This is a genomic window from Micromonospora sp. NPDC005171 (assembly GCF_040608575.1).
Lineage (GTDB): Bacteria > Actinomycetota > Actinomycetes > Mycobacteriales > Micromonosporaceae > Micromonospora.
The window spans coordinates 146,980-168,440 of record NZ_JBEXIM010000001.1 but is presented as its reverse complement, the minus strand read 5'-3'; the positions used below and the strand labels follow the sequence as shown (position 1 = coordinate 168,440).

The following is a 21,461-nucleotide window of genomic DNA, read 5'->3' as shown; positions in this document are numbered from 1 at the left end:
CAGGTCATCGGCTTGATCGCCAATCATGACCCTGGACCTTTTGCTTGCCGTCGCCAGGGCGAGCAGCCAAGCTACTCATCCCGTGTTCGGCTGCCGGCCACGTCAGGACGTGGGTGACAACTCCTGCTAGACGATCTCCTCACGCGCCTAACCGGCGAGCGGGTGTTGTCGCCACTTCTGACCGGGTGGGTCGAACTGCAGGCCATTCTCGTCCAAGGCGTTGTAGACCGTCAGCTGCCCGCTGGTGAAGGTGAAACCGATAGCGAGACTGCCGTCTGCCATGTCTCCCCGACCCACTCAAGCAGTTCGGCGTGACCGCTGCTGGCCCCGAAGCGCAGCAAGCACCGACAGCGGCTCGGCACGCTAGGCAAGCGAGAAGCCGTCGGAGGTCGGCCAGAAAACGGGCTGAGCAGGGTCGATCCGATTGAAGGTGACGGAGAGGTCGTCAAACCTCTGGTGGTTGATTTCCACCTGGTCGTCGTCGAACGCGAGCAGCACCGGACAGTCGGGAAACCACTCATCATCGTCGAGATCCCAGACCAGCCAGACGTGATGCAGGGTCTGACCGGTTAGGGCCGCCAAGCGGCGCCCGTGGGCGGTGGCTATCGCATTGCGGTCGTGCAGCCAGCGCGGCTGATAGCCCGCAATACCAAAGTCGAACACCGAGTGATTGTGTCTGCAAGCCTGCCTTTAGACCGCCTGGACGCGCGTCCGACGCCTTTTCCTTGCTCCGGGCGTGCGGCCGTTGCTGGACAGGTGCGGACGCGACGCACGGAGCTTGTAGCGAGATGCCGCCGTAGTCTTACGCCCGTGGATCCAGATCGCCCAGATCCTCGGCCGCTGTCACCAGAGGAGGCCGCGGTCCTGCATGCGCTGCTGGCGCAGGACTTTCCCGGCGCGAGTGAACTTCGGATGCAGTCGCGGGTCGTCCTGGCTCAGCCGGGTTGTGGCTGTGGCTGTGGCACGATCTGGCTTTGGCCGCAAGGTCGACACCTGCCGGCCTCCAGTGCGACGAGTCCGGTACCAGCGGAAGGCATCGTGTTCGACGATCGAGGCAAGTCGATTGGCGGAATCTTGCTGTTCGTCCATGAGGGCCAGTTGGCGGACCTTGAGGTGTACTCGTACGACGAGCCACTGCCGATGCCTTCCGCGCATCGGGTTTCGTGGTTTCGCAGAGACCGCTGAATAGTGGCCGGGGCTTTGCCGTTTCTCGAGTCGTCACCCGGTCCGCCGGGAGGCCGTGTCACCGCCGAGGTGGGCATACTGCGAATCACCATGAGCGAACCGTTCGTCCTTCAGAGGTCTGGCGACCAGCGTTGGCTTGTTCATCCCCCGCAAGATCCGTACGGCGACGGCTACGTCTACACGATCGCGACGGAGTTGCACGAGCTGGGCATGACAGCGTCGACGGTCGCCAAGGTCGATGGGCTGCACGCTCCCCTCGACACGACGCTGCCCGGGTTCGTGAAAAGCCTCGCGGCCGATTGGGAAGGTTGGAGTGGTACCCGTACCTGGACATCGATGGAACGCGAGCTGGTCATCGACGCTCGGCACGACGGTCGAGGCCACGTGTCGCTGGGCGTGACTTTTCGGGCTCCCGGCCCCGACCGGGACGACACGGCCTGGTCCGCCAGAGCGGTCTTCGTCCTCGAAGCGGGCGAGGAGCTGAGCCGCTTTGCCGGCGACCTCACACACTTCCTCCGCACGTAGCAGCGATCGCATCGGACGGCTCTTACCGCAGCATGTCGGCGTCGCCCGTTTCCTGATCGACAGCCACCCGTAGCGGCCACCCAAAACTCACGACGTGGCAACGCCGCACACCGGTCACGGTCGCCACCTGCTCGATGGTCACCTCCTGCACGCTCGGCGGATCGCGCAGATCCTGACGCTCGGCGAGGCGGGCGGCCAGGAGTCGCATCGCGATCTGGATCGCCTCATCAGTGTCGACCACGAGCCGACACTATGTAGTGGAGGCCCAGACCGGCCATCGTCCCCGTCGTCTTTGGATCCGCCGGCCGCAGCCCGGGGCGTCAGCTTCGGGTTTCCCGCCCCGGCGCTGGCTCCCCGAGTGCAGCGGCCATCCGCGACGCCTCACGTCGGCCCTGCTCGCGGGCTGCGGCAACGAGCGCAGGTACGACGGACCGGTCCATCACGCTGGTTCCCTGAGCGCGTTTGGAGGCTTGGTCGCGGAGCAGCAGCTCCACCCGGCGACCAGTGCCCAGCGCGGCTCGCTGCTTGTCGATGCGCGCCCACGGCCCGATCGCTGCGGTGCTCGGCGCGAGGGCGATGACCGGGCCGTTTCCGGGGGCGAGATCGAGGTTGAGGGTCGACCGCATGCCGCCGTCCATGTAGCGGCGGCCGTTGATGGCAACCGGGGCGGCGGAGATCGGCATGGCGCAGCTCGCGGCGACGGCGTCCACCAGGGGTACGCCGTCGTGCCGGGTGATGGTGCGGCTGGCGCCCGTCTCGGTGTCGACGACCACGATGCGAAGGTCGGCGTCGTCCCGCCAGGCGTGGTCGGGCAGTCGAGCCTCGGCTATCCGGCGCTGCCGGGCCGGGTCGTCGATGCGTGCGGCGAGGGCGAGTCGACCGAGGCGGCGAGCGGCCTGCTCGGGGCTGCGCGCGAACAGTTGTGCCCGGGCGAGCCGAAGCAGGTCGAGCAGGCGCAGGGCGGGGGAGGTCTCGTGGGCGACGCCGCCGCGCTGGCGCTCGAAGAGTTCCGCCAGGGGGGTGCCGCTGGCGAGCTGGGCACCCACGACGGCACCGGAGCTGGTGCCGATGAGGACGGCTTCCGGGGTCACGGTCACCCCCTCGTCGGCAAGCCCGGCGAGGATGCCGACCTCCCAGGCGATGCCAGCTACTCCACCGCCACCGAGCACCCAGACGGGCCGCGCGTCGTCCGTCATCAGTCGCCTCATTCGGTCGAATACTGCTAACGCTGTACGCAGTTTAGGTTAACAGTGGTGACGGTGGATCGACAACGGGCGCGGTGTTGCTCAAGGTTCCCGTCGGCCGACGATGATTCCGCCGAGTCGGCTCTCCGCCGAGGTGACTGTCGTCTGCGAGTCGATGGTGAAACCGTGCTCGCGCAGCCAGCCCGCCATCTGGGCCGGCTGTCGACGATGGACCTGCACGTTCATCGGATGGCCGCCGTAGCCCTCCGTCTTGAGCGTCGTCTCGTCGCCCACGTGGAAGCCGAGCAGCAGGGGACCGCCGGGACGGACCACCCGCCGGAAGTGCGCGAACACGACGTCGATGTCGTCGTCGGGGATGTGGATGAGGGAGTACCAGGCGACCAGGCCGGCCACCGAGCCATCAGCCAGATCGAGGTCGGTCATCGAGCCGATCTCGAACCTCAGCTCAGGGTGATCACGGCGAGCCACTTCGATCATCCCGGGTGAGAGATCGATCCCGAAGGCGTCGACGCCGAGTGTGTGCAGGTGGGCGGTGATGCGACCCGTCCCGCAGCCGACGTCGGCGACCGGTCCGCCACCGACGGCGGCCACCAGTTCGGCGAACGACGCGAGGGCCGCCCGTTCGTGCGGCGCTTCCGCCAGCAGGTCGCGGACCAGATGCGCGTAACTGACCGCGACCGTGTCGTAGGAGGTACGGGTGTCTGCCAGCCAACCGTCGATGCTCATGGCGGCAACGCTAGATCAGCGGCAGACTTACCTGTCTGCCTCATCCGTCCGTGGGAGGAATCGTCCATGACCTTCGCTCCGATGACCATCAGCTTGCCGATCGCGGACCGCGCGACCTCGTACCGCTTCTACCGCGATGGTCTCGGCCTGGACGCCGAGGGTGAGTTGGCCGACGACGGCCTCCCCGAGCCGTTGCAGTTCGTGGTGAACGAGGGTCTGCGGCTGATGCTGATTCCGACCGGGGGCTTCGGTTGGGTGATCGGCCGGCACGAGGTCGCCGCGCGGGGAGTCAGCGAGTGCGTGCTCAGCGTCAGCGTCGCCGCGCCCGCCGACGCGGACGCGATCACCGAACGGGCGCGCGCCGCCGGCGGCGAGGTGGTCACCGAGCCGGCAGCGCAACCCTGGGGGTACGCGGCCCTCGTCGCCGATCCGGACGGTCACCTGTGGATGGTGTCGGCCACCCCCGAGTGATCGTGCGGGGATGGTCGCGAGCGAGACAGAAGTGTCGGTGCCGGTCGATACGGTCCGGCGGTGACCGTGACCACCGATGCCCCCGGGACGTTGCCCACCCCTGCCGACGAGGCCCGGCTGTGGGCCCTGATCGAAGCGGCCTGGGCCGAGTTGGGCGCCGAGCCCCTGGCGCTGCGGCAGGCCCTCATCGAGCGCGACCCCGCGGATGACGACGACGACGGCGACGGCCCGGCCTACGCCATCGACGCCTGGCTTGATGCCTTCCTGGACCGTCTCGGGCACCTGACCGCGGAGCTGACCGGGCAGGAGCTGACCGACCTCGACCGGGTGGTGGAGCGCAAGCTGCACGACATCGATCGGGAGGACATCCACGAGGTGACCGACGGGTCCGACGACGGCTTCCTCTATGCGCGAGGGTTCATCGTCGCCCTGGGGCGGGCGTACTACGAGGCGGTCCGCGCCAACCCCGCGATGGCGCTGCTGGACGCCGACTGCGAAGGGATTTGTTACCTCTTCGCGCACCTGCACAACGATCGGTTCGGTTCGTGGCCGGAGACCGCCTCTGGGATTTCCCGGGAGTCGTTCGGCAATCGGGCCGGCTGGTCCGTCTGAGCGTGATCGTCGGAATCAACCCGGGCCGGCCACACCGGTGGGAGATCCGCCTTCACCGGGGACAGCAGGTGGACCTGACGCGCGGTTAGCATCCGCTCATGACCACGGGGGTTCCAGGAACGCCGGTCCGACCAGGGCGGCGCGTCGTCGTCGCGTCCAGTGTGCTGCTGGGGCTGAGTGGCCTCGCCCGGCTCGCGCAGGTGGCGGCCGAGGCCGTTCACGAGAACACCTACCTGAGGGCGCACGAGCAGGTGGGCACGTCGAGTGGCTTCGCTGCCCTGCCGATGGTGTTCCTCATGGCCGTCGGTCTGGTCGTGGCGTTGACCGCCCTCGTCGTGCTGGCGCTGGCGCTGGCCAATCTCACCGGTCGGAACTGGACCCGGATCGTCACCTGGGTGGTCGGCGGCGTGACGGTGGCGGTGTCGGCCGGTTGGCTGTTCCTGACCCTCATCTTCTTCGCGGCCGGCGGCGACGACACCCCGGCGAGCCCCGATGGGAGCCGGGTCGAGGCGGTCGCCGCTCAACTGATGCCCGGGTGGGCCGAGCCGGTCAGCACCGTGTCGGGGTTCGTGGCGTCGCCCGCGCTGCTGGTCGCCCTCGTCCTGCTCGCACTCCCACCCGCCAACGCCTACTTCCGGTGGCGGCGCGGGGAGCAGGATCCGTCGTATCCGGCCGAGGCCGTCCGGCCCGACGGCGGGCATGTTCCCCCAGCAGGTCTAGGTAAGCAGCCGGATCAGACGTAGATCTTCGTGGCGTACTCCGGGCCGTAGTGCCGTTCCAGGTCTTCGAGGCTCTCCGTCGGCGCCTCGACCTCCTTGATCAGGCGGGCCCGGGACGGCAGTGCCTCGGGCTGCCAGGTCTCCGGCCGCCACAGCGAGGACCGCAGGAACGCCTTCGCGCAGTGGTAGAAGATCTGCTCGATCTCCACCATCACGGCGAGCACCGGCCGGTGCCCCTTGACTACCATGTCGTCGAACCAGGGCGCGTCGCTGACCAGACGTGCCCGCCCGTTGATCCGTAGCGTGTCGGTCCGCCCGGGGATCAGGAAGAGCAACCCGACGTGCGGGTTGTCGAGGATGTTGCGGTAGCCGTCGGCCCGCCTGTTGCCGGGCCGCTCGGGCAGGGCGATGGTCGTGTCGTCCAGCACCAGTGTGAACCCGGCCGGGTCGCCCTTGGGGGAGACGTCGCAGCTGCCGTCCGCGCCGGCCGTGGCCAGCAGGCAGAACGGCGAGGCCCCCAGCCACTCGCGGTCCCGCTCGTGCAGGCGGGTGCGGTCCTTGTTGGCGGCCCGCGCGTTCGGTTCGCCGAGCAGCTCGCGCAACTCCTCGGGCGAGGTGATCTCCACCGTCACGTTGGTCCTCTCTCAGCCGTTGACCCGGTGGCGGGCACCACCGTCGTCAGCCTAGGCCGCCGTGACCAGCGCGAGGTTTGTGCCTGGTTGCCGGGGGTACGGCCTCACCCGACGCGCTCGCCGCAGGAGACCGTTCCGCAGGACGCCTACCAGTGGAGGCCGGGAGATGGAGAGCCGACTCAAGGTGCTGGGTCACCCAGTCCATCCGATGCTTGTCATGTTCCCGGTCGCGCTGCTGGCCACGGCGGTGCTGTTCGACGTGGTGGACACCGTGGGTGGTCCCGACTTCCTCGGCGAGGTCGCGTACTGGAACATCACCGTCGGCCTGATCGGTGGCCTGCTCGCCGCGGCGGCCGGTTCGTTCGACCTGCTGGCGATCCCGACCGGCACCCGCGCCAAGCGGGTGGGTCTGCTGCACGCCAGCGCCAACGTCGCGGTGATCCTGCTCTTCGCCGCCGTGTGGGCGGTGCGGCTCAACGCGGACTCGCGGGCCGCGGGCGGCGCGTTGGTCGCCATCGAGGTGGTCGCGGTGGCGATCCTCGGCATCAGCGCCTGGCTCGGCGGTGAGCTGGTCGACCGGCTCGGTGTGGGCGTCGACAGCGACGCCGGCCTGGACGCGCCCAGTTCACTACGGCCACCGGCGGCCACCCAGCGGATCGGAGAGGTGTGATGAGCGAGCAGCAGTTCGGCGGCTTCGGCCGGGGGTGGCGTGGCAGCCGGCAGCAGGGCTGGGACCCGATGGGCGAGTTGCAGTCGCTGCGCGCCGAGTTGAGCCGCCTGGTCGGTGGTCGCGGCGGGACGTCCGACGTCGAGTTGACCGAGACCTCGGACGGCTGGGAGGTCGTCGTCCGGCTGCCCGGGGTGGCGCCGGAGGAGGTGGCGGTCGAGTTGGACGACCGCGAGCTGTGCGTGCGGGCCCGCTCGGAGGCGGAGGTCAACGCCGACCAGGGCATCCCCGGCGGCTTCGAGACGCGCGGCTTCGAGTACCGGGTCAACCTGCCGGCGCGGGTCGAGCCGGACGCCATCGACGCGGTGATGGACCACGGCCTGCTCCGGGTCCGTCTGCCTCGGGCGACCCGGCCCGCGCCGCGCACCATCACCGTGGGTCGCACCGGGCCGCGCTCCGGCGACCTCTCCACGGGTACGCCGATGCCAGCCGATCCCGCCGCGGACCGGGAGCTGCACCGCCCGGACACCGCTGGCGAGATCGACCGGCCGTAGCGGGCCGGGTGGTCACCTCGTCCGTGCTCGGCCCGACCGCCGAGCGTCTTCCCGACGTACGGCGGATCGCCGTGCTGCGCGCCAACGCGCTCGGCGACTTCATCTTCACCCTGCCGGCGCTTGACGCGTTGCGCAGCGCGTACCCCTCGGCGGAGATCGTGTTGCTCGGTGCGCCGTGGCACGCGAAGCTCTGGCGCGACCGGCCCGGCCCGGTGGACCGGGTGCTGGTGGTGCCGCCGGCGCCCGGCATCCGTACGGCGGAGCCGGGTGAGCCGGAGTCGTCGATGGACGACTTCGTGGCCGCCGCCGCCGCGGTGGGCTTCGACGTGGCGGTGCAGATCCACGGTGGCGGCGCCAACTCCAACCCCCTGGTCAGTCGGCTCGGTGCCCGGGTGACTGTCGGTCTGCGCGCCGAAGACGCGCCGCCGCTGGACCGGTGGCTCCGCTACGTCTACTACCAGCACGAGGTGATCCGCTACCTGGAGGTGGTGGCGCTGGTGGGGGCGCCGGCCACCACCATCACGCCGACGCTGGCGGTGACCGACGCCGACCGGGCCGAGGCCGCCCGGGTGCTCGGCCCGGCGGGGCGTCCCCGGGTGGCGCTGCATCCGGGCGCCACCGACAGCCGCCGACGCTGGCCCGCCGAGCGCTTCGCCGAGGTGGCCGGGGCGCTGCACGAGGACGGCTACGAGGTGCTGGTCACCGGCACGCCCTCCGAGCAGGAGGTGGTGGACCGGGTCGTCGCCGCGGCGCAGGTGCCGGTGCGCCCTCAGGTGGGCACGCTCAGCCTGGGCGGGCTGGTGGGCTGCTACGCCGACTGCGCGTTGGTCGTCTCGAACGACACCGGCCCGCTGCACCTGGCGGCTGCGGTGGGCGCGCCCACGGTGGGGATCTTCTGGGTCGGCAACCTGATCAACGGCGCCAGCCCGCTGCGGGGCCGGCACCGGCCGATCAGCTCGTGGACGGTGCACTGCCCGGTCTGCGGGGTCGACTGCACACCGGGCATCTATCCGCACCGGCCCGGCGACGGTGAGTGCCCGCACCGGGATTCCTTCGTCATCGACGTTCCGGTGAGCGAGGTGGTGGAAGCCGCCCGGGAGTTGCTCACCCCGTAGGTCAAGCCGGCTGCGGGGTGTCCTCGTCGGCGAGGACGACCTCCCACGCCTCCACGTCCCGGTCGGTGACAGTGGTGGGCGACTCCAGGTGGTACGCGCCGCTGGGCAGGATGCCCGCGCCGCCGTAGCGGGACAACACGGCGAGTTGGGCCGCCACGTCCTCGCCCTGGTGCTTCTCCTGGACCCGACGCCAGAAGTCGAAGCCACCGGCGTCGACGAGCTTGGCCCGGTCGTAGAGCACGCACCCGCCGATCCAGGAGACCTTGTACGCCCGCCACGCGCCCGGCGGCAGCGCCAACCGCTCGGTGATGTGCAGCAGGTTCGCGGCCGAATGGATCCGGGCCCGGTTCCACTGCGGGGTGTCGGGTCGGATCCGCTCCGGTGTGGGTGGGCCGGCCCACTCCTCGTAGTGGCAGTGCGATTCCGGCCGGACGTCGTCGGTGTACGAGAGGCCGTGTACGCCGTTCCCGACGAACCCGCAGCCCAGCTCCCCGATCGCGGTGACCAGTCGGTGCAGCGCACCCGGTTCCAGCCAGATGTCGTCGTCGAGGCTGAGGACGTACCGGGCGGCGGACGTGGCGAGCAGGTACGCCCGGTGTTCGGCCAGCCCTCGCCGGGGCAGCCGGCGGGTGAGCAGCACCGGGTGACCCCGGTGCCGCAACGCCCGAACCATCGTGGCCGCGGCGGGATGCGCGTACGCCGGATCACCGTCGGACTGGTCGCTGACGACCACCCCGAAGCCGGGTACCCCGTCCTGGGCGGCGAGCCCGCCCAGTGTGACGGCCAGCTCGGCGGGCCGGTTCCGGGTCGGAATCAGCACGTCGACCAGCCGGTCGGCGCGGAACTCCTCCGGGGTGCCGAGGTCGAGAGGGCGGTTCACGACGCCTGGGTGCGGGTGCGCAGCGACGGGTCAGGCTCCCGGTCGTCGACGTGTGGCGACGGGTCCTGGCTGTGTGAACGGATCCGCTCGATGATCGCGGAGGTGGACCGGTCCGGCACGTACCCCAGGGTGCGTACCTGACCGCCCAGCCGGCGTACCAGCGGCGCCTCCGGCACCAGCTCCGGTGGATAGTCGCCGCCCTTGACGTACACGTCGGGCCGGACGGCTTCGATGAGCGCGGCGGGTGAGTCCTCCTCGAAGACCACCACGTGGTCCACGCAGGCGAGCGCGGCGAGCAGGGCGCCCCGGTCCTCGACCGGGTTGACCGGCCGGTCCGGGCCCTTGAGTCGTCGTACGCTGCCGTCCGAGTTGACCGCCACGATGAGCAGGTCACCCAACGCGCGGGCCTGCTCCAGGTAGCGCACGTGCCCGCGGTGCAGCACGTCGAAGCAGCCGTTGGTGAAGACCACCGACCGTCCCGCCTCGCGGTATTCGGCGACGATCGCGTCCAACTCGTCGCCGCCGACCAGCGCCGGGTGGCTCGTGGTGTCGGTCGGCTGGTCCAGCGCGGCCAGCAGGTCGTCCCGTCGGCACACGCAGGTGCCGGTGTCCGAGACGGTGATGGTGGCCGCCAGTTGGGCGAGTTGGGCGGCGGTGGGCAGGGGCGCGTCGGCGGCCAGGGCCAACGTCATCGCCGCCAGGTACGCGTCGCCGGCCCCCACGGCGTGGCTCGCCGGCACCGGGGTGCTGTGGCTGCGTCGGGGCTCCCCGTCGGCGCCCCCGACCACCGCGCCCTCGGTGTCCAGGGTCACCGCGACCACGTCGGCGCCGGTGTGCGCCCGCAGTTCGGCCAGCCGCGACTCGGCCAGGACGGCCCTGTCGACGCCCTCTCCGGCCCGGGTGTTCACTGTGACGCCGGTGCCGGTGACGCTGAGCCCGTCACCGGTGAGGGCCACCCGCCCCTCGCCCGGGGTGGGCTCACCGACCGGTCCCGGGCGGTCGGCCCGGGCCAACTCGGCGGTCACGTCGTCGGCGCGTACCGCGCCCGGGGCCGCGCCCGCTGTCATCTCGGAGGGGCCGTCGGCCGGGTCGCCGTCCGGGTGTTCCAGGTGCAGTTCGGTCCCGCCGGTCGGTCGGGTCGTACCGCCCGCGCGAGCCAACAGCCGGGTCGCCTCGGCGAAGCTGGGGGTGACCACTGTCGGCGCGAGGCCCCGCCAGTCGGCCAGGTCGTGGGCGTCCAGCGCGACTGTGGCGTACCGCTGGCGGTTCTCGACCAGCCACGCGCGGACCGGCGCGGGCAGCGCGCCCAGGCCGTAGTCGCAGACCACAAGGGTCGGCGCCTGCCCACCGGTGGCGGCGCGCAACTCCTCGGTGGCGCAGCTCAGGGCGGTGAGCAGCCGGGCCACCCCATCGTGGTCCAGGGAGTCCTCCGGGCCGCCGGAGTCTTCCCGCAGCAGGATCTGGTTGCCGGCCAGCATCCGCCGCTTGACCGGGGTGGGCCGCCCGGGTTGGTTGACAGTGCGGTCCCAGACGCTCGCGCGGTCCAGGCAGTCGTGGAGTTCGTCGCCGGCGACGTCGGCGCCGACAGGTGCCACCAGTACCGCCCGGCCGCCGAGAGCGGCCACGTTGACGGCGGTGTTCGCGGCCCCACCGGCGGCGGAGATCCGGCGGCGCAGGGTGAGGACGGGGGCGGGCGCCTCCCGGCAGAGCCGGTCGGAGTCGGCGAACCGCCATTCGTCCAGCATGGCGTCACCGACGATCAGGACTGGGCGTCCGAGCCAGCTCTCCACGACGGTGGCGAGCCGGCGCTGTTCCGCTGCTGCTCCTGCCATGCCTCCCCGGGTCCCCAGCGGCCTGCCCGACAAACCTGCGGGGCGGCCGACCCCGCCGCTGGTCAGGCCCCGTTCGACGGGTCGTGACCGGTCCGAACCGGTCCGAGCCTGTCCGACCTGTTTCGGGCGTTTGAGGGCGGGAAGGGGATTGAGGAACCCCGGAAAGGAGATGTACCGAGATGACAGCGACATTGCAGGGCAAGCGGATCGCGTTCCTGGCCGCCGACGGCGTCGAGGAGGTCGAGTACGTCCAGCCACGCGAGGCGGTCGAGGACGCCGGCGCAACGGCCGATCTGGTCTCGCTGAAGCCCGGTTCCATCCAGTCCTTCAACCACCTGGACCACTCCAAGACGTACGACGTGGACGTGACGGTCGACAAGGCGGACGCCTCCGGCTACGACGCGCTGGTGCTGCCCGGTGGGGTGGCGAACCCGGACTTCCTGCGGGGCGATCCGGACGCGGTGCGGTTCGTGAAGGCGTTCTTCGACGCCGGCAAGCCGGTGGGGGTGATCTGTCACGGTCCGTGGACGCTCATCGAGGCGGACGTGGTGCGCGGTCGACGGATCACGTCCTGGCCCACCCTTCGTACCGACCTGACGAACGCTGGAGCCACCTGGGTGGACGAGGAGTGCGTCACCGACGGCAACCTGACCAGCAGCCGCAGACCCGACGACCTCCCCGCCTTCTGCGCAGCAATCACCAAAACCTTCGCCACCCCCTAACCCCACCCCCGCCCTCTCCGTTGATCATGAAGTTGTTGCCACCTGGCGCGGCGTGTCGTGGCAATAACTTCATGATCAACGCCGCCGGGAGAGGTGCCGGTGGGGTTGGTTTTTTGGCGGTTCGGCGCATGTTCTGCCGCTCGCGGGATAGAAGGCCACATGACCACCGAAGCCTCCGGCGCGCCGGTGCTGAACCGTCAGCAGATCCGGCTGCTCATGTTCGGCCTGATGACCGGCATGCTGCTTGCCGCACTCGACCAGACCATCGTTGGTACGGCGCTGCCGACAATCGTGGGCGAGCTGGGCGGGATCAACCACTACTCCTGGGTGGTCACCGCGTACCTGCTCGCCTCGACCGCGTCGACGCCGCTCTACGGCAAGATGGCGGACCTGTACGGGCGTCGGCCGGTCTTCCTCTTCTCGATCGGCACGTTCCTGCTCGGGTCGTTGCTGGCCGGGCTGTCGCAGAACATGACCCAGCTGATCGTCACCCGGGGTATCCAGGGTCTCGGCGCCGGTGGTCTGCTGACGCTCGCGTTCACCATCATCTCGGACGTGGTGTCACCGCGGGAGCGTGGTCGCTACCAGGGTCTGTTCGGCGCGGTCTTCGGGATCTCGTCGATCGCCGGGCCGCTGGTGGGCGGTTACTTCGCGGAGACCGACTGGCGGTGGATCTTCTACATCAACGTGCCGCTGGCGATCCTGGCGATCGTGGTCTGCTACCACGTGATGCGGTTGATCCCGTTCGAACGTCGGGACCACTCGATCGACTGGCTCGGCGCCGGCCTGCTGGTGGCCGGGGTGAGTTCCCTGCTGCTCGCGCTGAGCTGGGGCGGCAACGAGTACGCCTGGGGCTCCGGCGTGATCATCACGCTCTTCGTGGTCGGTGCGGTGCTGGGGGTGCTCTTCGTCCTCCAGGAGGCCCGGGTGGCCGAGCCGATCCTGCCGCTGCGGTTGTTCCGGAGCGCCACCTTCGCGCTGGCCAACTCGGCCCTGCTCATCATCGGTCTGGTGATGTTCGGTTCGATCATCTTCATCCCGCTGTACCTGCAGATCGTGAAGGGCGCCTCGCCGACCCGAAGCGGTCTGCTGATGCTGCCGATGATGGCCGGCATCATCATCACCTCGATCCTGACCGGCCGCGCGATGACCCGGATCGGTCGCTACAAGTGGTTCCCGGTGGCCGGTTCGGCGACCCTGCTGGTCGGCATGTTCCTCTTCACCCAGCTGGAGGTGGCCACCTCGCTCTGGGTCGCGTTCGGGTTCATGGTGGTGATCGGCGTCGGGCTGGGCCTGTGCATGCAGTCGCTGATCCTGGCGGTGCAGAACGCGGTCTCCGTACGGGACCTGGGTGCCGGCACCTCCTCGGCGACCTTCTTCCGGTCGTTGGGCGGTTCGTTCGGGGTGGCGATCCTCGGCACTGTGCTCTCGTCCCGGCTGACCGGGGGGCTGGCCGACCGGCTGCCCGGCGCGATCGCGCAGCTTCCGCCGCAGGAGCAGGCCGCCGTGGCGGCGAGTGGCGGCACCAACATCTCGATCAACGATCCGGCCACCATCCTGGCCCTGCCGGCGCCGGTACGCGCGGCCATCCAGGGCGCCTTCGTCGACGCGCTGGACATGGTCTTCCTGACTGCCGGCCTGATCGCGATCGTGGCGGTGGTGGTCACACTGACGCTGCCCAACATGCAGCTGCGGGGTGCTGGCCCGCAGGGCGCCACAGGTGGTGCCGACCCGCTCGGCGGCGAGGCCCCGGCTCCGGGCGGCAAGCCGCTGACCCGCGAGTCCAAGGAGGAGGCCGCTGCCGACATGGAGGCCAAGTCGCAGACGATGATCTGAGCGGATCGCCGGGGGGAACGACGCGCCAGACGGCGTGATCGACTCGGGGTCAGTGAAGTCGGGGTGTCCGGGCGTCGGGGATGCCCCGACTTCCACGAATCAGAGTTGATCAAGGCCGGCGGCGGTCAGGCGGGGCGGCGGTCAGGCGGGGCGGCGGTAGGCGCCGTACCACCAGGTCGCGGCCAACTCCCGGGCGGCCGCCGCGTCGGTGTCGGGGTCGGCCGAGGTGGTGCTGACGTGGTCGGCCAGGAAGCGGTCGCCGCCGATCACGATCAACCGGCTGGCCGTCGGCACGTCCAGGTCGGCTGGGGTACGCCCGGCCTGCTGCTCGATCCGGAGCGCGTCCATGGTTCGGGTCACGAACTGCTCCAGCCCTGCCGCCCAGTACTCCCGGACCACCTCGTCGTACGCGGCGACCTCGCTGACCGCGGCCAGCACCGGGGCGTATGTCCGGTATATCCGGATCACGTCGGCGAAGACCTCGGTCAGCCGCTCGAGCGGGTCTCCCGGCCCGGCGGGGTTCCATTCGCCGGTACGACCGAAGGAGCTCTCGCGCATGGTGCCGGCGAGGCGCATGAGCAGCTCGCTCTTGTCGCGGAAGTGGGTGTAGAAGGTCGACCGGGCCACACCGGCCTCGGCGGCGATCCGCTGCACGCCGAGGTCGGTGAAGCGGGTTCCCTCCTTCAGGAGCCGCTCGGTGGCTGCCAGCACCCGCGCTTCGACGGCCGCACGTCCGTCGGGGTTGTGCGGACGACGGCGGGTGATCGAGGGCATAGCCGGAATCCTAGGTGGCCGGGGGTCGGGTGGGCGACGTACGCTCGTTGCCGGACACAGTGTCCGACATAGTGACCACGGAGGCCCTGACCTCGGCCTCCGACCCACCACGAGGAGCAAACACACGTGAAGTACCGACTGCTGGGCAGCACCGGGGTGTACGTCTCGGAGATCTCGCTCGGCGCGATGACCTTCGGCGGCAGCGGCCACCCGCTCTGGGGCACCCTCGGTGCGCTGGCGCTGCCCGAGGTGCAGCGGCTGGTGGACACCGCGTTGGACGCGGGCGTCAACTTCGTCGACACCGCCGACGGCTACAGCGACGGCGAGAGCGAGGAGCTGCTCGGCAAGGCGCTCGGCAAGCGGCGTCGCGACGTCGTGCTGGCGACGAAGGTGCACTCCCGGACCGGGCCCGGCCCGAACGACGTCGGCACCTCCCGACTGCACATCATGCAGAACCTGGAGGACAGCCTGCGCCGGCTGGGCACCGATCACATCGACCTGTACCAGATCCACAACTTCGATCAGGTCACTCCGATGGAGGAGATGCTGCGCGCGCTCGACGACGCGGTCCGGCAGGGCAAGGTCCGCTACATCGGCGCCGCCAACTTCGCGGCCTGGCAGATCTCCAAGGCGCTGGGCATCTCCGCCCGGGAGAAGCTGGCCGGATTCGTCTCGGTGCAGGAGTACTACTCGCTGCTGGGCCGGGACGTGGAGCGCGACGTGGTACCGATGGCGCTCAACGAGGGTGTCGGGTTGACCGTCTGGAGCCCGCTCGCCGGAGGTTTCCTCTCCGGCAAGGTCAGCCGGGACGGCGCCGTCGCCGACAGCGGCGCGCGCAGCGCCCAGCCCGGGTACGCCAGCTTCACCCCGTTCGAGCCGGAGCACGCCTTCGGGGTGGTCGAGGTGCTCAAGGGCGTCGCCGAGCGGCACGGGGTCAGCCCGGCCCGGGTGGCGGTCGCCTGGCTGCTGTCCCGGCCGGCGGTGACCAGCGTGATCGTCGGTGCCCGCAAGCACGACCAGTTGGTCGACAACATCGCCGCCTCGGACCTCACCCTCACCGCTGAGGATCTCACCGAGCTGGACGAGGCCACCAAGCTGCCGGTCGCGTACCCGAACTGGATCCAGGAGGGTTACTTCGCCGGGCAGCGCTACCCGCAGTGAGACGTTGCCCCGGGGTCGGTGACTCCGGGGCGGCCCTACTTGAGGATGAGCCGGTTCGTCTGCTCGAAGACGTCCAGGTCGGCCAGGGTCTCGATGACCGAGGTGGAGAGTGGGGCGGGGAACCGGTCGCGGGCGAAGAAGCCGGCGTCGGTGGTCTCGTCGGTGACCCGGGCCAACTGCCCGTCCCACTCCTCCACCTTGAACGCGGTAGTGAACACCTGGTACGTGTGGCCGTACATGTTGGTGCTCGTCCGGTCCGGCCCGGTGTAGAGGGCGAACGCGCAGACCCGCAGCGCGCGCAGCCCGGTCTCCTCACGGACCTCGCGTACGGCGCAGTCGGCGATCGACTCGCCCAGCTCCATCGCGCCGGCCGGCATGGCCCACTGCCCGTTGTCCGAGCGTTTGATCAGCAGGATGCGTCCGGCGTCGTCGTTGACCACGGCACGGGCGCCGACGAACATCAGCGTCCGGTCCCCGGCGAGCGCGCGCAACTGCCCCACGTACGAGTCGGCCCAGGAGATGCTCACCTGCGACAACTTACGGGGGTTCCCAACGTGTGACCGCCGACACTAGCTTGTTACCCATGCGTAGCACGATGATGGACGCCCCTCTGCAGATCTCCCGGATCCTCGACCACGGTGCAGGGGTGCACGGCGCGGCCGAGGTGGTCACCTGGACGGGCGCCGAACCCCGCCGGATGACGTACGCCGAGGTGGGCCGCGCCGCCGCCCGGCTGGCACACGGGCTGCGCGACGAGTGTGGGGTGACCGGCGACGAACGGGTCGCCACCTTCATGTGGAACAACAACGAGCACCTGGTCGCCTACTTCGCGGTGCCGAGCATGGGTGCGGTGCTGCACACGCTCAACATCCGGCTCTTCCCCGACCAGGTCGTCTACATCGCCAACCACGCCGAGGACCGGGTGGTGCTCGTCGACAGCACGCTGCTCCCGCTGCTGGCCCGGGTGATCGGTGAGCTGACCACTGTGCGGCATGTCGTGGTGGTCGGCGGTGGCGACCCGGCGCCACTGGTCGCGGCGGCCGGCGACCGGATCACTGTGCACCACTGGGACGCGTTGCTCGCCGATCGGCCGGACACGTACGACTGGCCCGAGGTGGACGAGCGCGACGCGGCCGCCCTCTGCTACACCTCGGGCACCACCGGCAACCCGAAGGGCGTGGCCTACTCGCACCGGTCGATCTACCTGCACTCGTTGCAGGTCTGCATGCCGGAGGGTTTCGGTCTCGGACCGACCGACCGCGAGTTGGCCATCGTGCCGATGTTCCATGCCATGTCCTGGGGGCTGCCGTACGCGGCCTTCCTCTCCGGCGCGTCGCTGATCATGCCGGACCGGTTCCTCCAGGCCGCGCCGATCGCCGAGATGATCGCCGCCGAGCGGCCCACCCTGGCCGGCGCGGTGCCGACCATCTGGACCGACCTGTTGGCCTACCTGGACACCCACGACGTGGACACCTCCTCGCTCGGTGAGGTGATCGTCGGCGGCTCGGCGTGCCCGCCGGCGCTGATGCACGCGTTCGACGAGCGGCACGGGATCGACGTCATCCACGCCTGGGGGATGACCGAGATGTCCCCGCTGGGGTCGGTCTCGCGTCCGCCCGCCGGTGCGACAGGTGAGCAGGCGTGGCGCTACCGCTACACCCAGGGGCGGGTGCCGGCGGGCGTGCAGGCGCGGATCGTCGGCCCGTCGGGCGATCCGATGCCCGCCGACGGCACGGCGGTGGGCGAGCTGGAGGTCCGTGGGCCGTGGGTGACCGCCAGGTACGTCGGTGACGACGCCCCGGACTCCGAGAAGTTCCGCGACGGCTGGCTGCGTACCGGCGACGTGGGCACGCTCTCGCCGGACGGGTACATCACGCTGACCGACCGCGCCAAGGACGTGATCAAGTCCGGGGGTGAGTGGATCTCGTCGGTGGAGTTGGAGAACGCGCTGATGGCCCATCCGGCGGTGCTGGAGGCGTGCGTGGTGGGTGTCCCGGACGAGCGGTGGGACGAACGTCCGCTGGCCACAGTGGTGGTCCGGGAGGGCGCCTCGGTGTCCGCCGAGGAGTTGCGGGACTTCCTGACCGGGTCGGTGGCGCGCTGGCAGGTGCCCGAGCGCTGGGCCTTCATCGACACGGTGCCGAAGACCAGCGTGGGCAAGTTCGACAAGAAGGTCGTCCGTTCGCGGTACGCCGGGGGTGAGCTGAGTGTCCGGGAGCTGACAGCCCCGTAACGTTTTTCCCGGCACTGTCGCCTGTTGGGGCGGGAGTACTCCTGAACCCTCCCCAGGGGCGGCCCCGGCGTTCGCACCGCGCCGGGGCCGCCCGCTCCACGCGGGGTGACCCGCACCGTCATTGTTGCGAAATTTATTCGCCTCTGTCCTGCTGACGGGGAAATCGGGTGGGCGGCGACCCGATCAGGCGTCGCTGGTGGTGACGAGCACCTTTCCCACCGTCGAATCCTCCACCGCCTGGTGCGCCGCGGCCGCCTCGGCCAGCGGGTAGTAGTGCAGCGGCAGGCCGGCGTCCGCGCCGACCCGGATGCCACCCTGGCTGGCCGCCGCCGCCACGTCCTTCACGCCCTGCGCCTTGGCCCCCTTCGGCTCCGTGTAGACCAGCACGAACTGCCAGCGGGCGTTCGGCGCCATCATCGGCCGGATCGGGATGCTCACCTCGTCCCCACCGTTGTCGGCGTACATGCAGACCGCGCCGCCGTGCCGCAGCACCTGCACGTCGATCGAGGCGTTGCGGGCGGGGGAAACCTCCACGATCGTGTGCACCCCGTCGGGGGCGATCTTGTGGACCTCCTCGACCACGTCCTGCTCCCGATAGTTGATCACGAAGGAGGCGCCGGCCGACGCCGCGAGCTGCGCCTTCTCCGCGCTGCTCACAGTGGCGATCACAGTGGCGTCGGCCCACCGGGCGAGCTGGATCGCGGCGTTGCCGACAGCGCCCGCGCCGCCCTGCACCAGCACCGTGTGATCCGCCAGCGCGCCGGCCCGCAGCGTCTCCGGCATGAACTCGCCAGCGGTCAGACAGCGGTGCGCGGTGAGGAACGGGATGCCCAGGGCCGCACCCAACTCGAACGGGGCGGCACCGAGGCGTACCGCCTGCCGGACCGGCACCAGCGTGTATTCCGCAGTCGTGCCCCACTGTCGCTGCCAGGCGGCCTCCCAGACCCACACCCGCTCACCGATCAGGTCGGGGTCGACCCCCTCGCCGACCGCCTCGACCACCCCCGCGCCGTCCTGCCCGGGGATCTGCCACCCGTTCGGCGGGGAGCTGCGGCGCGACTTCCAGTCGGTCGGGTTCACTCCCGCGACCGCCATCCGCACCAGGACCTCGCCCGCACCCGGCTCGGGCACCGGGCGGTCGACCAGACCAAGCACCGAAGGGTCGCCGGTGCGCTCGTACACGATGGCCTTCATCCGTGGTCACTACCCCTCCCGGCCCCTGTCAACCCCGCTCGTCCACCAGCTCCGGGGTCAGCTCACCGATCGCGTTGAGCGACACCACGGCCAGCCCGGCAGCGTCCGGGTCGAGCGGGTACGAGCCGTGCGGCACCGCCACCACCCGCATCCCCGCCGCCGCGGCGGAACGCACCCCGTTGGACGAGTCCTCCACCGCCACACACCGGGTCGGGTCGACACCGAGGTGTTGCGCCACGCTCAGATACACGTCCGGCGCTGGCTTGCCCCGCTCGGTCTGCTCGGTGGAGAGGGTCGCGCCGAACGCGTCGGTCAGGCCGGTCGCCGCCAGCGCCGCCTCGATCAGCCGGGTCGGCGACGAGCTGGCCAACCCGAGCGGCCACCGCGCGGCCAGCCGGCGGACGACCTGGTCGGCGCCGTCGATGAGGGGTACGTGCGCCCGGTAGCGTCGGGTCATCTCCTCGACCACCTCGACGGCGACCTGGTCGGCGGTGCGGTCGACGCCCAGCTCACCGCTGAGATAGTGGGCCCACTCGCCGGTGCTCATCCCCATCAGCCGTCGTTGCGTGTCCGGCTGCCAGGTCCCGCCGTGCGCCGCCACGTACGCCCGCCGGACCTCCTCCCACACCGGCTCGGAATCCACGATCACGCCGTCCAGGTCGAAGACCACCGCATCCGTCACGGGCCCATCCTGCCCGACGCGGGGGCGTCCGGTCAGCCGGGCAGCGCGGGCAGGCCGAGCGGGCTGCCCTCGGGGAGCAGTGTGTGGCCGGACCGGGCGATCGGCTCCAGCAGCTCCCGGAGCCGGTCCGTGTCGGCGGGGCCGAGCGCCTCCCACGGGTGCGCGGCGGCCCGGTCGGTGGCGTCCTCGATGGCCTGGAACCCGGCCCGGGCGTGTTCGGTGGCCGCGCCGTCCCCGGTCAGCCAGCCCCGCTCGGTGAGCCGCTCGCGGGCGGCGCGCCACTGCTCCTCGGACCAGCCCCGGCCCAGCAGGTACTGCGGTGGCGAACCGTCCAGCGCGACCCGCCCGGTCAGCGTCTCCACCGGGTCCAGACCGGCGGCCACCAGCGCCGCCACGTGCCCGTCCCCCCGGTGCTCACGCAGCGTGGTGGCGGCCTGCCAGAGCCGCGCCAGCGGGTACTCGCCGGACGGGAGGGCCGCGTTGGCCGCGCCGAGCACCCGGCCGGCGGTCTGCGCCGCCGAGGCGGCCCGCTCCAGCAGGTCGGCGGCCTCCACCAGGTGCGACTCCGGTAGCTCGTAGGTCAGCTCGGCGAGCGCCTGCACGGCACCGGTCAGGCGGGCGCGCAGCGCCTCCTGCGGGGTCGCCAACCGCCACACCGCCGGCAGCGCGCGGGCCACCATCGGTGGCGCGAAGTTGAAGAAGGCGGCGATCACCGGGGCCGCCTCGGTGGCGCCCAGCGGCGCGGCCCGGCCGGCGAAGTAACCGCGCCAGTAGCCGCGCAGACCGACCGCCTCGTACGCGGCCCGAGCCCGGGGGTGGAGGTAGGTGACAGCGTGCACCGGCTCGAAGTACGCCCACATCGACCGGGCGGTCCGCCCAGGCTCGTCCAGCGCCGTCACATGCACCTCCGCGTCCCGGTTCCGGATGTTCACCCCGGGCGGCGAACCGCCCGGGGTGACGCCGAACCTACTGCCGCTGGGTGACGGGCCGGAAGCCCCATGTGAACAACTCCATCGCGGCCCGGCGACAACCGGGACGACCCGGACAGGTCACTGGGCGGCGAGCACGTCCACAACGAAGCGCAGCGGACCGGTCGGACGGCCACCGGCCGCGGCCTCGTCGTTGCCGTACGCCAGCTCGCCCGGGATGTCGAGCTGCACCCGGCTGCCCACGGTCACCCCGACCAGGCCCTGGTCCCAGCCCGGGATGACCTGACCGACGCCGATCGGGAAGGTGGCCGGCTGCCCGGCCTTCCAGGAGGAGTCGAACTCCTTGCCGTCCTTGTAGAACACCCCCACGTAGTTGGTGGTGATGTTCTGGCCCTTCTGCACGGCCGGACCCTTGCCCTTGATCAGCGGGGTGACGGTGAGCTTCTTGAGGTCGCCCGTGCCTGGCGTCACCGCCGGCTTGCTGCCCAGCGCGGGATCGGCGCCCTCGGGCAGCTGCGGAGCGGGGGGCGCGCCGGCCTCGTCGGGGGCCGGGGCGGTGGCGGACGGGGTCGCGTCGGCCTGGGTCTTGGGCTTGTCGTCGCCCCCGCCGATCGTCACGAAGACGGCGATCAGCACGCCGACCACGGCGACAGCGGCGAGGCCGCTGGCCCACGCGTTGCGCTTCCGCCTCGCGTCGGCGGCCTTCTTCTCCGCCAACTGGGCGGCCAGGCGGCGCCCCGACTTGGTTGCCGGGCTCTGGTCCGGGCCCTTCTGCTGCGTCCGCTCGCTCACGTCGTCGACTCCCTG

25 protein-coding genes are annotated in these 21,461 nt (G+C 70.9%); 11 read left to right on the top strand and 14 right to left on the bottom strand.

Going from position 1 to position 21,461, the window contains the following annotated elements; all coding sequences use genetic code 11:
- Positions 1-147 precede the first annotated feature (147 nt).
- Entirely contained in the window at positions 148-282 is a 135-nt protein-coding gene (locus tag ABZU74_RS00765) for a hypothetical protein (protein WP_355416677.1), read from the bottom strand.
- Between the two features lie 81 nt (positions 283-363).
- Positions 364-663 carry a hypothetical protein gene (locus tag ABZU74_RS00760; RefSeq protein ID WP_355416674.1) on the bottom strand — a complete coding sequence of 100 codons (300 nt, stop codon included), beginning with the start codon at positions 661-663 and terminating at the stop codon, positions 364-366.
- A gap of 612 nt (positions 664-1,275) precedes the next feature.
- Here ABZU74_RS00760 and ABZU74_RS00755 point away from each other — a divergent pair.
- Positions 1,276-1,710, top strand: coding sequence for a DUF6228 family protein (locus tag ABZU74_RS00755; RefSeq protein ID WP_355416671.1), 435 nt, complete (start codon positions 1,276-1,278; stop codon positions 1,708-1,710).
- Positions 1,711-1,732: 22 nt separating this feature from the next.
- Here the strand turns inward: ABZU74_RS00755 and ABZU74_RS00750 are convergent, their stop codons facing one another.
- The 3 genes from ABZU74_RS00750 to ABZU74_RS00740 form a co-directional block, all read right to left on the bottom strand.
- On the bottom strand, positions 1,733-1,951 hold the full coding sequence (locus tag ABZU74_RS00750) for a hypothetical protein (protein WP_355416668.1): 219 nt from the start codon (positions 1,949-1,951) through the stop codon (positions 1,733-1,735).
- 79 nt (positions 1,952-2,030) lie between these two features.
- The gene (locus ABZU74_RS00745; protein ID WP_355416665.1) at positions 2,031-2,906 is read right to left on the bottom strand and encodes a patatin-like phospholipase family protein; all 876 of its coding nucleotides are present in this window, start codon (positions 2,904-2,906) and stop codon (positions 2,031-2,033) included.
- 90 nt (positions 2,907-2,996) lie between these two features.
- On the bottom strand, positions 2,997-3,641 hold the full coding sequence (locus ABZU74_RS00740; protein ID WP_355416662.1) for a class I SAM-dependent methyltransferase: 645 nt from the start codon (positions 3,639-3,641) through the stop codon (positions 2,997-2,999).
- An 81-nt stretch (positions 3,642-3,722) separates the two neighbouring features.
- Between ABZU74_RS00740 and ABZU74_RS00735 the strand changes: the two genes are divergently transcribed.
- From ABZU74_RS00735 to ABZU74_RS00725, 3 genes are all read left to right on the top strand, one after another.
- Positions 3,723-4,112, top strand: a complete 390-nt coding sequence (locus tag ABZU74_RS00735) for a VOC family protein (protein WP_355416659.1) — start codon at positions 3,723-3,725, stop codon at positions 4,110-4,112.
- A 60-nt stretch (positions 4,113-4,172) separates the two neighbouring features.
- Complete coding sequence (locus tag ABZU74_RS00730; RefSeq protein WP_355416656.1) at positions 4,173-4,724, top strand: DUF4240 domain-containing protein; 552 nt, start codon at positions 4,173-4,175, stop codon at positions 4,722-4,724.
- Between the two features lie 98 nt (positions 4,725-4,822).
- Positions 4,823-5,467, top strand: coding sequence for a hypothetical protein (locus ABZU74_RS00725; RefSeq protein ID WP_355416653.1), 645 nt, complete (start codon positions 4,823-4,825; stop codon positions 5,465-5,467).
- Here ABZU74_RS00725 and ABZU74_RS00720 read toward each other — a convergent pair.
- The gene (locus tag ABZU74_RS00720; protein ID WP_355416650.1) at positions 5,458-6,075 is read right to left on the bottom strand and encodes a pyridoxamine 5'-phosphate oxidase family protein; all 618 of its coding nucleotides are present in this window, start codon (positions 6,073-6,075) and stop codon (positions 5,458-5,460) included. The genes ABZU74_RS00725 and ABZU74_RS00720 overlap by 10 nt on opposite strands.
- Positions 6,076-6,241: 166 nt before the next feature.
- On the opposite strand from ABZU74_RS00720, the gene ABZU74_RS00715 reads away from it, so the two are divergent.
- From ABZU74_RS00715 to ABZU74_RS00705, 3 genes are read left to right on the top strand one after another with little or no spacing between them, the layout of a single operon-like run.
- Complete coding sequence (locus tag ABZU74_RS00715) at positions 6,242-6,745, top strand: DUF2231 domain-containing protein (RefSeq protein ID WP_355416647.1); 504 nt, start codon at positions 6,242-6,244, stop codon at positions 6,743-6,745.
- Positions 6,745-7,296 carry an Hsp20/alpha crystallin family protein gene (locus ABZU74_RS00710; RefSeq protein WP_355416644.1) on the top strand — a complete coding sequence of 184 codons (552 nt, stop codon included), beginning with the start codon at positions 6,745-6,747 and terminating at the stop codon, positions 7,294-7,296. The genes ABZU74_RS00715 and ABZU74_RS00710 overlap by 1 nt, the downstream gene beginning before the upstream one ends.
- An 8-nt stretch (positions 7,297-7,304) precedes the next feature.
- Positions 7,305-8,411 (top strand): glycosyltransferase family 9 protein, encoded by a 1,107-nt coding sequence (locus ABZU74_RS00705; protein WP_355416641.1) that lies wholly within the window; start codon positions 7,305-7,307, stop codon positions 8,409-8,411.
- Between the two features lies 1 nt (position 8,412).
- Here the strand turns inward: ABZU74_RS00705 and ABZU74_RS00700 are convergent, their stop codons facing one another.
- Positions 8,413-9,291 (bottom strand): glycosyltransferase, encoded by an 879-nt coding sequence (locus ABZU74_RS00700; protein ID WP_355416638.1) that lies wholly within the window; start codon positions 9,289-9,291, stop codon positions 8,413-8,415.
- On the bottom strand, positions 9,288-11,123 hold the full coding sequence (gene rfaE2, locus ABZU74_RS00695) for a D-glycero-beta-D-manno-heptose 1-phosphate adenylyltransferase (protein WP_355416635.1): 1,836 nt from the start codon (positions 11,121-11,123) through the stop codon (positions 9,288-9,290). Before rfaE2 ends, ABZU74_RS00700 begins: the two co-directional genes overlap by 4 nt.
- 179 nt (positions 11,124-11,302) lie before the next feature.
- Here rfaE2 and ABZU74_RS00690 point away from each other — a divergent pair, with 179 nt between their 5' ends.
- Positions 11,303-11,845: a type 1 glutamine amidotransferase domain-containing protein gene (locus ABZU74_RS00690; RefSeq protein ID WP_355416632.1), complete on the top strand. Its 543-nt coding sequence runs from the start codon at positions 11,303-11,305 to the stop codon at positions 11,843-11,845.
- A gap of 159 nt (positions 11,846-12,004) precedes the next feature.
- Positions 12,005-13,681, top strand: coding sequence for an MDR family MFS transporter (locus tag ABZU74_RS00685; protein ID WP_355416629.1), 1,677 nt, complete (start codon positions 12,005-12,007; stop codon positions 13,679-13,681).
- A 141-nt stretch (positions 13,682-13,822) separates the two neighbouring features.
- Here ABZU74_RS00685 and ABZU74_RS00680 read toward each other — a convergent pair whose 3' ends face one another.
- Complete coding sequence (locus tag ABZU74_RS00680; protein WP_355416626.1) at positions 13,823-14,455, bottom strand: TetR/AcrR family transcriptional regulator; 633 nt, start codon at positions 14,453-14,455, stop codon at positions 13,823-13,825.
- A 126-nt stretch (positions 14,456-14,581) separates the two neighbouring features.
- Between ABZU74_RS00680 and ABZU74_RS00675 the strand changes: the two genes are divergently transcribed.
- Positions 14,582-15,616: an aldo/keto reductase gene (locus ABZU74_RS00675; RefSeq protein ID WP_355416623.1), complete on the top strand. Its 1,035-nt coding sequence runs from the start codon at positions 14,582-14,584 to the stop codon at positions 15,614-15,616.
- 35 nt (positions 15,617-15,651) lie between these two features.
- Here ABZU74_RS00675 and ABZU74_RS00670 read toward each other — a convergent pair whose 3' ends face one another.
- Positions 15,652-16,143 carry an NUDIX domain-containing protein gene (locus ABZU74_RS00670; protein ID WP_030334282.1) on the bottom strand — a complete coding sequence of 164 codons (492 nt, stop codon included), beginning with the start codon at positions 16,141-16,143 and terminating at the stop codon, positions 15,652-15,654.
- A gap of 71 nt (positions 16,144-16,214) precedes the next feature.
- Between ABZU74_RS00670 and ABZU74_RS00665 the strand changes: the two genes are divergently transcribed.
- Positions 16,215-17,849 (top strand): fatty acid--CoA ligase, encoded by a 1,635-nt coding sequence (locus ABZU74_RS00665; protein WP_355418177.1) that lies wholly within the window; start codon positions 16,215-16,217, stop codon positions 17,847-17,849.
- Positions 17,850-18,032: 183 nt separating this feature from the next.
- Here the strand turns inward: ABZU74_RS00665 and ABZU74_RS00660 are convergent, their stop codons facing one another.
- From ABZU74_RS00660 to ABZU74_RS00645, 4 genes are all read right to left on the bottom strand, one after another.
- Positions 18,033-19,043 carry an NADPH:quinone reductase gene (locus ABZU74_RS00660; protein ID WP_355416620.1) on the bottom strand — a complete coding sequence of 337 codons (1,011 nt, stop codon included), beginning with the start codon at positions 19,041-19,043 and terminating at the stop codon, positions 18,033-18,035.
- A 28-nt stretch (positions 19,044-19,071) separates the two neighbouring features.
- Positions 19,072-19,725, bottom strand: coding sequence for an HAD family phosphatase (locus ABZU74_RS00655; protein ID WP_355416617.1), 654 nt, complete (start codon positions 19,723-19,725; stop codon positions 19,072-19,074).
- Positions 19,726-19,757: 32 nt separating this feature from the next.
- Positions 19,758-20,585 carry a hypothetical protein gene (locus ABZU74_RS00650; protein WP_355418174.1) on the bottom strand — a complete coding sequence of 276 codons (828 nt, stop codon included), beginning with the start codon at positions 20,583-20,585 and terminating at the stop codon, positions 19,758-19,760.
- A gap of 189 nt (positions 20,586-20,774) precedes the next feature.
- Entirely contained in the window at positions 20,775-21,446 is a 672-nt protein-coding gene (locus ABZU74_RS00645) for an FKBP-type peptidyl-prolyl cis-trans isomerase (RefSeq protein ID WP_355416614.1), read from the bottom strand.
- Positions 21,447-21,461 lie beyond the last annotated feature (15 nt).

Excerpts from the sequence above, each read along its gene's own strand:
- ABZU74_RS00765 (WP_355416677.1), bottom strand. The coding sequence starts at position 282 with ATGGCAGACGGCAGTCTCGCTATCGGTTTCACCTTCACCAGCGGGCAG.
- ABZU74_RS00755 (WP_355416671.1), top strand. The coding sequence starts at position 1,276 with ATGAGCGAACCGTTCGTCCTTCAGAGGTCTGGCGACCAGCGTTGGCTT.
- ABZU74_RS00745 (WP_355416665.1), bottom strand. The coding sequence starts at position 2,906 with ATGACGGACGACGCGCGGCCCGTCTGGGTGCTCGGTGGCGGTGGAGTA.
- ABZU74_RS00740 (WP_355416662.1), bottom strand. The coding sequence starts at position 3,641 with ATGAGCATCGACGGTTGGCTGGCAGACACCCGTACCTCCTACGACACG.
- ABZU74_RS00735 (WP_355416659.1), top strand. The coding sequence starts at position 3,723 with ATGACCATCAGCTTGCCGATCGCGGACCGCGCGACCTCGTACCGCTTC.
- ABZU74_RS00725 (WP_355416653.1), top strand. The coding sequence starts at position 4,823 with ATGACCACGGGGGTTCCAGGAACGCCGGTCCGACCAGGGCGGCGCGTC.
- ABZU74_RS00715 (WP_355416647.1), top strand. The coding sequence starts at position 6,242 with ATGGAGAGCCGACTCAAGGTGCTGGGTCACCCAGTCCATCCGATGCTT.
- ABZU74_RS00710 (WP_355416644.1), top strand. The coding sequence starts at position 6,745 with ATGAGCGAGCAGCAGTTCGGCGGCTTCGGCCGGGGGTGGCGTGGCAGC.
- rfaE2 (WP_355416635.1), bottom strand. The coding sequence starts at position 11,123 with ATGGCAGGAGCAGCAGCGGAACAGCGCCGGCTCGCCACCGTCGTGGAG.
- ABZU74_RS00690 (WP_355416632.1), top strand. The coding sequence starts at position 11,303 with ATGACAGCGACATTGCAGGGCAAGCGGATCGCGTTCCTGGCCGCCGAC.
- ABZU74_RS00685 (WP_355416629.1), top strand. The coding sequence starts at position 12,005 with ATGACCACCGAAGCCTCCGGCGCGCCGGTGCTGAACCGTCAGCAGATC.
- ABZU74_RS00680 (WP_355416626.1), bottom strand. The coding sequence starts at position 14,455 with ATGCCCTCGATCACCCGCCGTCGTCCGCACAACCCCGACGGACGTGCG.
- ABZU74_RS00665 (WP_355418177.1), top strand. The coding sequence starts at position 16,215 with ATGGACGCCCCTCTGCAGATCTCCCGGATCCTCGACCACGGTGCAGGG.
- ABZU74_RS00660 (WP_355416620.1), bottom strand. The coding sequence starts at position 19,043 with ATGAAGGCCATCGTGTACGAGCGCACCGGCGACCCTTCGGTGCTTGGT.
- ABZU74_RS00650 (WP_355418174.1), bottom strand. The coding sequence starts at position 20,585 with ATGTGGGCGTACTTCGAGCCGGTGCACGCTGTCACCTACCTCCACCCC.